The sequence below is a fragment of the Streptomyces sp. LS1784 genome (assembly GCF_020103755.1).
Taxonomy (GTDB): domain Bacteria; phylum Actinomycetota; class Actinomycetes; order Streptomycetales; family Streptomycetaceae; genus Kitasatospora.
In genome coordinates, this window is record NZ_JAHSQD010000237.1 from 1 (window position 1) to 12,020 (window position 12,020).

Consider the following 12,020-nt stretch of genomic DNA (forward strand, 5'->3'; position numbering starts at 1 on the left):
GATCGACGGCCCGTGCACCGCCGCGGCCGCGCTGGTGCCGGCCGGGCAGCCGCCCGGCCCGGCCGAGGTGCGGACGGCGCCGACCGGCAGCAGGGTGCCGCAGGCGATCCGGATGCCGTTCGGCAGCTCGTTGTCCGACTCCACGATCGCGCCGTCGCCGATCACCGCGCCGTCCAGCGCCGAACGGTCGCCGACGGTGGCGAAGGCGCCCACGATCGAGTCCTTGACCAGGGCGTCCGGGCCGATCACCGCACCCGGCAGGATCACGCTGCCCTCGACGATCGCGCCGGCCTCGACCACCGCGTCCTCGGAGACCACGGTGCCACCGCTGAGCACCGCGCCCGGGTGGACGGTGGCACCGGGCAGCAGCAGGGCATCGCCGGTCGGGCCGGGGACGGCCGGGGAGTCGACCTTGCCGAGCACCAGGTCGGCCGAGCCGCGGACGAAGGCCGCCGGGGTGCCCAGATCCAGCCAGTACGAGGTGTCGACGACGCCGCGCAGCAGCGCGCCGGTGGCCAGCAGCTCGGGGAAGGTCTCGCGCTCGACGGACACCTCCCGGCCGGCCGGGATGCGGTCGATCACGGACCGGGTGAAGACGTAGCAGCCGGCGTTGATCTGGTCGGTGACGATCTGCTCCGGGGTCTCCGGCTTCTCCAGGAACTCCAGCACCCGCCCGTCCTCGTCGGTCGGGACGAGGCCGAAGGCGCGCGGGTCCTCGACCCGGGTCAGGTGCAGGGTGACGTCGGCCCCGGCGGCCACGTGGCCGTCGCGCAGGGCGGCGATGTCGACGCCGGAGAGGATGTCGCCGTTGAAGACCAGGACCGGCTCGTCCGGACCGCAGGTCAGGCCGGAGGCCGCGTTGCGGATGGCTCCGCCGGTGCCCAGCGGCTCGCGCTCGGTCAGGTAGACCAGCTCGATGCCGTACGGCGTGCCGTCCTGGAAGTGGTCCTCGAACACCTCGGCCAGGTACGAGGTGGCCAGCACGACGCGGGTGACGCCGGCGGCGGCCGCGCGGGCCAACTGGTGCGCGATGAACGGGACACCTGCCACCGGCAGCATCGGCTTGGGGGTGTGGGTGGTCAGCGGACGCAGTCGCGTGCCCTTACCACCGACCAGCATGATTGCCTCGGTCATGGTCTGCGCTGTTCCCCTTGTGGTCTCTGCGGCCCGGCCCGGCGGGCCGACACCTCGTCGTCGGTCTGGACCCGTCCGGCCGGCGCGGGTCGCCACCCGCCCGGGGCTTCCGTCCGGAACGGGTCGACCGGCACGAGGCCGGTCCGGGCCTACTGTATTTGCTTCCGACCGAATACCCGTCCGGCACCTGTGCGATTGCCGCCACGCCCCCGTGCGCCGGCCGTACCGGAGCGGGCCGTGCGAGCCACCCGAAAGCCCAGGCCCGGCGGTCGCGTTCACGGCGACCACCGGGCCGGGCAGTTGTAGCAGAACTGTCGAACAGCGGGCTCTGCGGCGGTCGCTACGCGTCCACCGTCGCGGGCTGCTCCTCGCTCTCGGCCGGCGGGAGGGCCTTCACCGAGTCGAGCAGCAGCTGGGCCACGTCGACCACCTTCAGGTGCTCCTTGGCCGCGCCCTCGTTCTTCTTGCCGTTGACCGAGTCGGAGAGCATCACCAGGCAGAACGGGCAGGCGGTGGAGACGATGTCCGGGTTGAGCGACAGCGCCTCGTCCACGCGCTCGGTGTTGATCCGCTTGCCGATGCGCTCCTCCATCCACATCCGGGCACCGCCGGCGCCGCAGCAGAAGCCGCGCTCCTTGTGCCGGTGCATCTCCTGCTGGCGCAGGCCGGGGACCTTGTCCATGATCGCGCGCGGCGGCGTGTAGACCTTGTTGTGGCGGCCCAGGTAGCAGGGGTCGTGGTAGGTGATCAGGCCCTCGACCGGGTGGACCGGGACGAGCTTGCCCTCGTCGATGAGGTGCTGGAGCAGCTGGGTGTGGTGGATGACCTCGAAGTGGCCGCCCAGCTGCGGGTACTCGTTGGCGATGGTGTTGAAGCAGTGCGGGCAGGTGGCCACGATCCGCTTGACCGGGGCGTCCTCCAGGGCCGCGTTCAGCGTCTCCACGTTCTGCGCACCGAGCATCTGGAACAGGAACTCGTTGCCCAGGCGGCGGGCGGAGTCACCGGTGCAGGACTCCTCCTTGCCGAGGATCGCGAACTTCACGCCCGCGGTGTGCAGCAGCTCGGCGAAGGCCTTGGTGGTCTTCTTGGCGCGGTCCTCCAGGGCGCCGGCGCAGCCGACCCAGTAGAGGTACTCGACCTCGGCGGGGTCGATGTCCTCACCGATCACCGGCACCTCGATGCCGGTCTCCTTCTTGAGCTCCTTGACCCAGTCCAGGCGCGCCTTGGTGGCCATGCCCCACGGGTTGCCCTTGTTCTCCAGGTTCTTGAGCATCGTCCCGGCCTCGGTCGGGAACGAGGACTCGATCATCACCTGGTAGCGGCGCATGTCCACGATGTGGTCGATGTGCTCGATGTCCACCGGGCACTGCTCGACGCAGGCGCCGCAGGTGGTGCAGGACCACAGCACGTCCGGGTCGATGACGCCGTTCTCCTCGGCGGTGCCGATCAGCGGGCGCTCGGCCTCGGCCAGGGCGGCCGCCGGGACGTCCTTGAGCTGCTCGGAGGTGGCCTTCTCCTCGCCCTCCGCGTCCTTGCCGCCGCCGGCCAGCAGGTACGGCGCCTTGCCGTAGGCGTGCTCGCGCAGGCTCATGATCAGCAGCTTCGGGGAGAGCGGCTTGCCGGTGTTCCAGGCCGGGCACTGCGACTGGCAGCGGCCGCACTCGGTGCAGGTGGAGAAGTCGAGGATGCCCTTCCAGGAGAAGTGCTCGACCTGGGAGACGCCGAAGACGGCGTCCTCGGCCGGGTCCTCGAAGTCGATCGGCTGACCGTTGCTGGTCATCGGACGGAGGGCGCCGAGCGCGGTGCCGCCGTCCTCCTCACGCTTGAAGTAGATGTTGAAGAAGCCGAGGAAGCGGTGCCAGGCCACGCCCATCGAGGGGTTGAGGCCGATGGTGGTCGCCCACGCGAACGAGATGCAGATCTTCAGCATCGCGAACAGGTAGATCAGGTTCTCCAGCGTGCCGTGCGACAGGCCGCTGAACGCGGAGACCAGCGGGTACGAGACCAGGTGCTCCGGCCCGTACGAGTCGACGCCGTTGAGGGCGCCCTCCAGGGCGCGCAGCATCAGGATGCACAGGCCGATGCCGAGGATCGTGTACTCGACGTAGAAGGCCTGCCAGGCGATCGAGCCGGCGAACCGGGACTTGCGGCCGGACCTGGACGGCAGGCTCATCAGCCGGATCACGATCAGGACCAGGATGCCCAGCGTGGTCAGGGTGCCGATCAGCTCGACGAAGAGCTGCCAGATCATCCAGTGGCCGATGATCGGCAGCGCGAAGTCGGCGTCGAAGAGCTGGCCGAAGGCGTTGACGATGGTCAGCACCAGGCTGAAGAAGCCGACCGCGACGAACCAGTGGGCGACGCCGACGATCCCCCAGCGGTTCATCCTGGTGTGGCCGACGAACTCGGTCGCGACGGTCTTCACCCGCTGGGCGGGCTGCCCGAAGCGGGTGGAGTCCGGCGCACCGGTGCGGACCACCTTGTAGATGTACAGCGCCGCACGGGCGGCGAGCGCGGTGCCGATCACGAATGTGACCAGCGAGATGACGATCGCTGCTAGCTGCATCGGCTCTCCGTCTCCTGCGGCTTTGCGGTTGAGCAGGCTCTGCGGTTCTACGGTCTTCGGATTGAGTGTACTGGTCGGTAACTTGCCGGGCCGACGGCCCGGACATTACCGGTGGACAACAGTTCTCCAGAAGATTCCCAACCTATGGCGACAGTCACGTGGGCGCACCCCCACCCGGCGTGGTGGACCACCCGGAGCGGGCGAGCTCAGCAAAGTTGAGCGGCTCGCACTCATACCTGTTGACGCCGCCCGCCGGGTCGTGCATCCTTGAGCCCGTAAAGCTCAACTCTTCCGTGGAGGTATCTACGATGGCACGCGCGGTCGGCATCGACCTCGGTACGACGAACTCGGTCGTCAGCGTTCTGGAGGGTGGCGAGCCCACCGTCATCACGAACGCCGAGGGCGCGCGGACCACGCCGTCCGTCGTCGCCTTCGCCAAGAACGGCGAGGTCCTGGTCGGCGAGGTGGCCAAGCGCCAGGCGGTCACCAACGTCGACCGCACCATCCGCTCGGTGAAGCGCCACATGGGCACCGGGTGGAAGATCAACATCGACGGCAAGGACTTCAACCCCCAGCAGATCTCGGCCTTCGTGCTGCAGAAGCTCAAGCGGGACGCCGAGGCCTACCTGGGCGAGACCGTCACCGACGCCGTCATCACCGTCCCGGCGTACTTCAACGACTCGGAGCGCCAGGCCACCAAGGAGGCCGGTGAGATCGCGGGCCTCAACGTCCTGCGCATCGTCAACGAGCCCACCGCGGCCGCCCTGGCCTACGGCCTGGACAAGGACGACCAGACCATCCTGGTCTTCGACCTCGGCGGCGGCACCTTCGACGTCTCCCTGCTGGAGATCGGCGACGGGGTCGTCGAGGTGAAGGCCACCAACGGTGACAACCACCTCGGCGGCGACGACTGGGACCAGCGCGTCGTCGACCACCTGGTCAAGGTCTTCCAGTCCGGCCACGGCGTCGACCTGTCCAAGGACAAGATGGCCCTGCAGCGTCTGCGCGAGGCTGCCGAGAAGGCGAAGATCGAGCTGTCCTCGTCCTCCGAGACCTCGATCAACCTGCCCTACATCACGGCCTCCGCCGAGGGCCCGCTGCACCTGGACGAGAAGCTCACCCGCGCCCAGTTCCAGCAGCTGACCGCGGACCTGCTGGAGCGCTGCAAGGTCCCGTTCCACAACGTGATCAAGGACGCGGGCATCTCGCTCTCCGAGATCGACCACGTCGTCCTGGTCGGTGGCTCGACCCGCATGCCCGCCGTCGCCGAGCTCGTCAAGGAGCTGACCGGCGGCCAGGACGCCAACAAGGGCGTCAACCCGGACGAGGTCGTCGCCATCGGCGCCGCGCTCCAGGCCGGTGTCCTCAAGGGCGAGGTCAAGGACGTCCTGCTCCTGGACGTCACCCCGCTGTCCCTCGGCATCGAGACCAAGGGCGGCATCATGACCAAGCTGATCGAGCGCAACACCACGATCCCGACCAAGCGTTCCGAGATCTTCACCACGGCCGAGGACAACCAGCCGTCCGTGCAGATCCAGGTCTACCAGGGCGAGCGCGAGATCGCCGCGTACAACAAGAAGCTCGGCATGTTCGAGCTGACCGGCCTGCCGCCGGCGCCGCGCGGCCTGCCGCAGATCGAGGTCACCTTCGACATCGACGCCAACGGCATCATGCACGTCGGTGCCAAGGACCTCGGCACCGGCAAGGAGCAGAAGATGACCGTCACCGGCGGCTCCTCGCTGCCGAAGGACGAGGTCGACCGCATGCGCCGCGAGGCCGAGCAGTACGCCGAGGACGACCACAAGCGCCGCGAGGCCGTGGAGACCCGCAACTCCGCCGAGCAGCTCGTCTACTCGACCGAGAAGTTCATCGCCGACAACGCCGACAAGCTGCCGGGCGACGTCAAGACCGAGGTCGAGACCGCCATCGGCGAGCTCAAGGAGGCCCTGAAGGGCGAGGACATCGCGAAGATCCGCGAGGCCTCGGAGAAGGTCTCCACCACCGCGCAGAAGCTCGGCCAGGCGCTGTACGCCAACGCCGACGCCCCCGCCGGTGCCGCCGCCTCCGGGGACTCCGCCCAGGCCAAGGACGACGACGTCGTCGACGCCGAGATCGTGGACGACGAGAAGCCCAAGGGCGGTGCGGCATGACGGACAAGCCGCAGGGCGGCAAGCCCGGCGACGACTCCGCCGCCGAGGAGGCCGTGATCAAGGCTGCCGAGGAGGCCGCCGCGGCCGGTGCCGGCGAGTCCGGTTCGGAGGACCTCGCCACCGCCAAGCGCGAGCTCGCCGAGCGCACCGGTGACCTCCAGCGCCTCCAGGCCGAGTACCAGAACTACCGCAAGCGGGTCGAGCGCGACCGGCTGACCGTCCGCGAGATCGCCGTCTCCAACATCCTGGAGTCGCTGATCCCGGTCCTGGACGACATCGGCCGCGCCCGCGAGCACGGCGAGGTCACGGGCGGCTTCAAGTCCGTCGCCGAGTCGCTGGAGACGGTCGTCGCCAAGCTGGGCCTCCAGCAGTTCGGCAAGGAGGGCGAGCCCTTCGACCCGACCATGCACGAGGCGCTGATGCACAGCTACTCCTCGGACGTCACCGAGGACACCTGCGTGCAGATCCTCCAGCCCGGCTACCGCATCGGCGAGCGGATCATCCGCCCGGCGATGGTGGCCGTCGCGGAGCCCCAGCCCGGCAGCCAGGCGTCCTCCTCGGACGCCGAGGCGAAGTCCGCCGACACGGACAAGTCCGACGGTGGCTCGGACAGCTGACAACCAGTGCGCTGCGGAGTCGTACGCCGGCCAGTACGGCGGCCGGCTCCGCAGCGCGCTGTCAACGGCTCTTCTTTCAGTTGCTGTTGACAGCACAGTGACGATGGACTCGGGAGGTGGCGGAAGCCGTGAGCGAGCGCAGCATGGGGGTCCCCCCTGCCGAAGGCTGGGGGAGAACCATTGAGGGGCGCGTGTACCGCTCAGCGGCTGCCGCGCGCAGCGAGGTGGACGCATGAGCGGTAAGGACTACGTGGAGAAGGACTACTACAAGGTCCTCGGCGTGCCCAAGGACGCCACCGCCACCGAGATCAAGAAGACCTACCGCAAGCTCGCGCGCGAGTTCCACCCCGACGCCAACAAGGGTGACTCCAAGGCCGAGGAGCGGTTCAAGGACATCTCCGAGGCGTACGACGTCCTCTCCGACGAGAAGCGCCGCAAGGAGTACGACGAGGCCCGCAGCCTCTTCGCCAACGGCGGCTTCCGGGCCGGCGGCGGCCCCGGCGGCACCGGCAGCTACAGCTTCGACTTCGGCGACCTCTTCAGCGGCAGCCAGGGCGGCAGCGGTGGCGGCGGCATCGGCGACGTCTTCGGTGGCCTCTTCAACCGCGGCGGCACCCGGCAGGCCCAGCCCCGGCGCGGCGCCGACGTCGAGACCGAGGTGACGCTCTCCTTCGAGGAGGCGGTGGACGGCGCGACCGTCCCGCTGCGGATGACCAGCCAGGCCCCCTGCCGCGGTTGCAACGGCACCGGCGCCAAGTCCGGCACCACGCCGCGGGTCTGTCCGACCTGCGTCGGCGCGGGCACCGTCAGCCGCGGCCAGGGCGCCTTCGCGCTCTCCGAGCCGTGCAAGGACTGCCGCGGCCGGGGAATGATCGTCGACGACCCCTGCCCCGACTGCCACGGCAGCGGCCGAGCCAGCTCGGCCCGCACCATGCAGGTCCGGATACCGGCCGGCGTCCAGGCCGACCAGCGCATCCGGCTCAAGGGCAAGGGCGCCCAGGGCGAGCGCGGCGGGCAGCCCGGCGACCTCTACGTCACCGTGCACGTCGACCCGCACCCGGTCTTCGGGCGCAAGGGCGACAACCTCACCGTCACCGTCCCGGTCGCCTTCCCCGAGGCGGCGCTCGGCGCCACCATCGAGGTGCCCACGCTGAACGGTCCGTCCGTGAAGCTCAAGCTCCCCCCGGGCAGCGCCAACGGCCTCACCATGCGCGCCCGCGGCAAGGGTGCCACCCGCAAGGACGGCACCCGCGGCGACCTCCTCGTCACCGTCGAGGTCGTGGTGCCCCAGCACGTCACCGGTGACGCGCTGAACGCCCTGGAGCAGTACCGCGAGGCCACCGCCTCCGACGATCCGCGAGCCGCCCTCTTCCGGGCGGCGAAGGGAGCGTGACGACCAGATGTCCCCGATGAACCCGATCGACCCCGACACCCCGATCGGCCCCGGCGTCGGCGAGGGCCTGCCCGGCGCCGGCCCCCGCCGCACCCGCCGGGCCGCCGCGGCCCCACCGCAGTACGTCCTCACCGAGGACACCCCGGTGTACGTCATCTCCGTGGCCGCCGAACTGTCCGGCCTGCACCCGCAGACCCTGCGTCAGTACGACCGCCTCGGTCTGGTCTGCCCCGACCGCACCGCCGGCCGCGGCCGCCGCTACTCCGCGCGCGACATCCAGCAGCTGCGCGAGGTCCAGCGGCTCTCCCAGGACGAGGGCATCAACCTGGCGGGCATCAAGCGGATCATCGAGCTGGAGAACCAGGTCACCGCCCTCCAGTCCCGCGTCGCGGAACTGGTCGACTCCCTGGAGGGCGCCGCCACCGCCCTCCGGCAGCGGGAGGCCGCCGTCCACGCCTCCTACCGCCGCGACCTCGTCCCCTACCAGCCCCCCACCCCCCAGTCCAGCGCCCTGGTCGTCTGGCGCCCCAAGCGCTGACGGGACCACTCCACCGGCCGCCGGCCCCTCCTCTCGGGGGGTGCCGGCGGCCGCCGTGCGGTGAGAGAGTGTCGATCCGGCGATCGGCCCGGCTCAGGAGGAGCGGCGATCTCATCGTCAGCAATGGTCACGCGCCCTAGGATCTGAGGGAACGGGTCCCGGCGGGTTTGGGTCAACGGCAAGGAGCCGACATGAGTGGACGAGCTCAACTCGGCCCCATCGCGAGTGGGGCACCGATACTCTCGGCGGAAGCCCGTGCGCTCTTCTTGCGAATCGTCAGCGCCGGTGGCCGCACGCCACAGGTCGCCGCAGCCCCGGAGGAGTCGGGCCCGCAGGACGAATTGATCCGAATAGGACTTCTGGTCCCGGACCTCGATGGAACGGACCACCTGGTTGCCATCGACCCGACCCAGCTCTCGGAGAGCCTCAGCAACGCATGGCAGCGGCAGGCGCTCGACCTTCTTTCCCGGTCCGTCGCACTGCCCGCCGAATTGAGCGAACTTGCCCAGGAGTTCCACACCCCCGGGCAGGGTGGCGGCTCAATCGAGTATGTCCATGGAAAAGTGCTGATAAATCAGAAGATGCAGCAGTACGCCGACGCGGGCACAAAAGAAGCCCTGGCGCTTCAACCGGGGGGACCGAGACCTCCCGAACTATTGGCTTCGGTGATCGACCGGGACCTCGCCATGCTGGGCAATGGCACAGAGATACGGACGATCTACCACGCCAGCACGCGCTACCACCAGCCCACTCGGGACTACGTGGCGCGCCTGGCCAAAGCCGGCGGGCAGTACAGGACCCTCGACGAGCCCTATACCCGCCTCATCGTCATAGACCGGAAAATCGCCGTCATCCCGGTGGCGCACGACTTGAACATGGCGGCGTTCATCCACGAACCGGCCGTGGCGAGCTATCTCGCCGAGCAGGTGTTCGAACCGAGCTGGAGTCGCGCGCTGGACTTCGACGGGGACCGCGCCGTCCCCCAGCAGGTGGTCTCACGGCTTCGCCAGACGATCATCGATCTGTTGCTGGCGGGAACCAACCACAGAGTCATCGCGAGACGCCTGGGAATCAGCGAACGCACCCTGGCACGCCACATCGCCGAGATGCGCGAGGAGCACGGTGTGGACTCCTTGTTCCAACTCGGGTACGCGCTCGCGCAGGCCGAATCCGCCGGCGGGAAACGGCCGTAGGGCCGGCTCGCACCAGTAGCGTCAGCCTGTGCCGGGTCGGGACACGCCCAGACACTCCGTATACGAATCCATGGGCTGCGGCCGAAGCCGCTCGACAGGCGGCCCCGGGTTCGGATCCGCCCGACGCGCGACTAGCCCCAGCTGATGTCGTCGAGCACGGCGACGGAGGCAACGGCCGAGGAATCGGGCGCGCCATGCACCTGGTCGGTCGCGAGGCATCCGCCCAGCAGTGCAGCCGCGCCGACAACCAGAGGCAGAACCGCCTTACGGACGAAACGGCACAAGTGAGACATACCCACCCCTTCTGTCATCTGCTTCGAACGCAGCATCACGGCAAACTTACCGACCACATGTTGCCGCAGGGTGTACGAGCCTGCCAATACCTGCACACCCACGAACGCGTCATCTCCCTGCCAGGCAGTCACATGACACCGGGAAGCCCTGGACGGGGCAGGGGCCACCGATGGACGATCAGTTCGCCCCCGATAGTCCAGCATCAACCGCCAATTCTGTTGCTGTACTGTCAATTTGACCATAGCAGGGCACCGGACAACTTGAAGAAGCAACCACTCTCAACGCCTGCCGGCACCACTTCCTAACCCGGTCGGCCTTTCCCCGGAGTCGACATGACCGAGCCCTACCTGCGTCACCACGACAGCCAGGCCCCTGAGGGTCGGCGTGCACGTGTGTTCCTGGCCGCCCCGCTGATGCGACTGACCGGGCCGGCCGACAGCGTGGTGACCCTCGCCAGCCGGACGCGGCTGACGACGCTCCGCACCACCCTGCTCCGCAGCGGTGCCGCCGTGTACAGCGCGCACCACAGCGACGCCTGGACCATCTCCGGTCGCGCGCCGGAGCCCCGCGTCCCCTCCGACTTCCGCGCCCTCCAGTCCGCCGACCTCGTGTTCGCCTACGTCGGGGCCCCGCTCTCGGCCGGCGTGAGCCTGGAGCTCGGCTGGGCGTCGGCGCTGCGCAAGCCGATCGTCCTCCTGGTCGACGAGGCCATCACCCACAACCCGCTGATCGCCACCATCGAGCAGGTCGCCCCCGTCCTGCCGCTGGTCTTCGACGACACCTGGTCGCAGGAGGCCCTCAACCACACGGTCGAGACCGCGCTGGACTGGGCCGGCATGGCGCTCTCCCTGCGCGAGGGCTTCTGGACCGCCCCCGGCGAGCAGTTCAACGTCCCCCGGCAGCAGCCCCCGGTCCCCGGCTACTGGCCGACCGGCGCCGCCACCGGCTGAGCCGCGGCTACCCACCGGACTCCCCCGTCCGGAATTCCCTCATCCGCCGGCCCGACCGGAACAGCGTCTCCGCGTCGTACGGCTCCCGCAGCCGGGCGATCTGACCGGCCACCGTCCGCTCGCCCAGGCCCTGTACGCCGCGTCCTGCAACTGCGGTACCAGCAGCCCGAGGTCCACCGGTTGCCGGAGCGCCGGCTCGTCCTCCGCACCGACCTCGGCCGCCCGGACCCGGCCGCCCTCGCGCAGGACGGCGGGGTGGAGGGCACGGGCGGCGGCGTCCTGGAGCGTGGCGGAGAGCCGGGTGGCGGGGGTGTCAGTCATGGCGTTCTCCCCGGAGCTGCCAGCCGAGGTGGAAGAGGGTGTGGGCGCCGTAGCGGTCGCGCAGCCGGGAGATGTGGGCGGCGACGGTGCGTTCGCTCACGCCCAGCCGGGTGGCGACGGCCCGTTGGGTGAGGCCGCGGGCGAGCAGCCGGCCGATCCGCACGGTGGTGACGGACGGCGGGTCGAGGTGTCGCCCGGCGGGAGCGGCACGGGCCCAGTCGCGTTCGAACTGGGCGACCAGGTAGGCGACGGTGGTGGGGTCGGTGAGGAAGACGGCCCGGCTGCGGTCCTCGGCGGCGGGGATGACGGCCACCGCGCGATCGAAGACCAGCACCCGCTCGTACGGTTCGGCGAGGACCCGAACCTGGGCGCCCTGTCCGGTGCGCAGGGCGACCTGGTCCCGCACCGCGGGGTCGGCGAGGGTGACGGGCTGGTAGACGGTGCGCAGCGAGCAGCCTCGGCGGAGCAGTGAGAGGTCCTGGGCGAGGGCCATCCGCAGGCCTTCGAGCGGACGCGGTCCGGGCTGGGCGGCCAGGACCTCCTCCCGGCACTCCGAGACGAGCTGGCTGACCCGCCTGCGGACCTCGGCGGTGTCGTCTACGGTGCCGGCCCCGGAACCGACGGCCCCTGGCCCGGCGGCCCCGAGGTCGACGGGCGGGGAGCCCGGGTGGCGGGCCGCGTCGTAGGCGCGGGCCAGCGGCCCGAGGGTGCCCGGGAGCCGTTCGGCGTGCTGCAGCAGGCGGATGGCGCGGGTGCGCAGTTCGAGGCCGAGCCGGTCGCCGAGGGCGCGCGGGCCGGCGGCGGTCCAGCCGGTGGCGGTGGGGGTGAGCAGGCCGCGGGCCACGAGGGCGGCCAGGGCGGGGC

The 12,020-nt window shown here is 70.2% G+C and carries 11 protein-coding genes; 6 read left to right on the forward strand and 5 right to left on the reverse strand.

The features are described 5' to 3' along the window. Positions 1-1,134: sugar phosphate nucleotidyltransferase (locus tag KS423_RS24770; RefSeq protein WP_224281943.1), on the reverse strand; the 1,134-nt coding region annotated here is incomplete at its 3' end. A 340-nt stretch (positions 1,135-1,474) separates the two neighbouring features. Continuing rightward, on the reverse strand, positions 1,475-3,700 hold the full coding sequence (locus KS423_RS24775) for a (Fe-S)-binding protein (RefSeq protein ID WP_224281944.1): 2,226 nt from the start codon (positions 3,698-3,700) through the stop codon (positions 1,475-1,477). Positions 3,701-4,008: 308 nt separating this feature from the next. Between KS423_RS24775 and dnaK the strand changes: the two genes are divergently transcribed. From dnaK to KS423_RS24800, 5 genes are all read left to right on the forward strand, one after another. Further along, the gene (dnaK, locus tag KS423_RS24780) at positions 4,009-5,850 is read left to right on the forward strand and encodes a molecular chaperone DnaK (protein WP_224281945.1); all 1,842 of its coding nucleotides are present in this window, start codon (positions 4,009-4,011) and stop codon (positions 5,848-5,850) included. Further along, positions 5,847-6,467 carry a nucleotide exchange factor GrpE gene (gene grpE, locus KS423_RS24785; RefSeq protein ID WP_224281946.1) on the forward strand — a complete coding sequence of 207 codons (621 nt, stop codon included), beginning with the start codon at positions 5,847-5,849 and terminating at the stop codon, positions 6,465-6,467. The genes dnaK and grpE overlap by 4 nt, the downstream gene beginning before the upstream one ends. Positions 6,468-6,699: 232 nt before the next feature. After that, positions 6,700-7,860, forward strand: a complete 1,161-nt coding sequence (gene dnaJ, locus KS423_RS24790) for a molecular chaperone DnaJ (RefSeq protein ID WP_224281947.1) — start codon at positions 6,700-6,702, stop codon at positions 7,858-7,860. 7 nt (positions 7,861-7,867) lie between these two features. Further along, a complete protein-coding gene (locus KS423_RS24795; RefSeq protein WP_224281949.1) occupies positions 7,868-8,398 on the forward strand; it encodes a heat shock protein transcriptional repressor HspR in 531 nt (176 codons plus the stop codon). A 191-nt stretch (positions 8,399-8,589) separates the two neighbouring features. Next, positions 8,590-9,591 carry a helix-turn-helix domain-containing protein gene (locus KS423_RS24800; RefSeq protein ID WP_224281951.1) on the forward strand — a complete coding sequence of 334 codons (1,002 nt, stop codon included), beginning with the start codon at positions 8,590-8,592 and terminating at the stop codon, positions 9,589-9,591. A gap of 131 nt (positions 9,592-9,722) precedes the next feature. Here the strand turns inward: KS423_RS24800 and KS423_RS24805 are convergent, their stop codons facing one another. Beyond that, positions 9,723-9,986 carry a hypothetical protein gene (locus KS423_RS24805; RefSeq protein WP_224281953.1) on the reverse strand — a complete coding sequence of 88 codons (264 nt, stop codon included), beginning with the start codon at positions 9,984-9,986 and terminating at the stop codon, positions 9,723-9,725. Between the two features lie 231 nt (positions 9,987-10,217). Here KS423_RS24805 and KS423_RS24810 point away from each other — a divergent pair, with 231 nt between their 5' ends. After that, positions 10,218-10,835 (forward strand): hypothetical protein, encoded by a 618-nt coding sequence (locus KS423_RS24810; protein ID WP_051709310.1) that lies wholly within the window; start codon positions 10,218-10,220, stop codon positions 10,833-10,835. 39 nt (positions 10,836-10,874) lie between these two features. Here the strand turns inward: KS423_RS24810 and KS423_RS24815 are convergent, their stop codons facing one another. Both KS423_RS24815 and KS423_RS24820 read right to left on the reverse strand, forming a co-directional pair. Next, positions 10,875-11,156 carry a hypothetical protein gene (locus tag KS423_RS24815; RefSeq protein ID WP_224281955.1) on the reverse strand — a complete coding sequence of 94 codons (282 nt, stop codon included), beginning with the start codon at positions 11,154-11,156 and terminating at the stop codon, positions 10,875-10,877. Beyond that, on the reverse strand, positions 11,149-12,020 hold an 872-nt coding region (locus KS423_RS24820; RefSeq protein ID WP_224281957.1), incomplete at its 5' end, for a LuxR C-terminal-related transcriptional regulator. The genes KS423_RS24815 and KS423_RS24820, both read right to left, overlap by 8 nt.

Coding starts and splice junctions, on each gene's coding strand:
- KS423_RS24775 (WP_224281944.1), bottom strand. CDS start 3,700: ATGCAGCTAGCAGCGATCGTCATCTCGCTGGTCACATTCGTGATCGGC.
- dnaK (WP_224281945.1), top strand. CDS start 4,009: ATGGCACGCGCGGTCGGCATCGACCTCGGTACGACGAACTCGGTCGTC.
- grpE (WP_224281946.1), top strand. CDS start 5,847: ATGACGGACAAGCCGCAGGGCGGCAAGCCCGGCGACGACTCCGCCGCC.
- dnaJ (WP_224281947.1), top strand. CDS start 6,700: ATGAGCGGTAAGGACTACGTGGAGAAGGACTACTACAAGGTCCTCGGC.
- KS423_RS24795 (WP_224281949.1), top strand. CDS start 7,868: ATGTCCCCGATGAACCCGATCGACCCCGACACCCCGATCGGCCCCGGC.
- KS423_RS24800 (WP_224281951.1), top strand. CDS start 8,590: ATGAGTGGACGAGCTCAACTCGGCCCCATCGCGAGTGGGGCACCGATA.
- KS423_RS24810 (WP_051709310.1), top strand. CDS start 10,218: ATGACCGAGCCCTACCTGCGTCACCACGACAGCCAGGCCCCTGAGGGT.
- KS423_RS24815 (WP_224281955.1), bottom strand. CDS start 11,156: ATGACTGACACCCCCGCCACCCGGCTCTCCGCCACGCTCCAGGACGCC.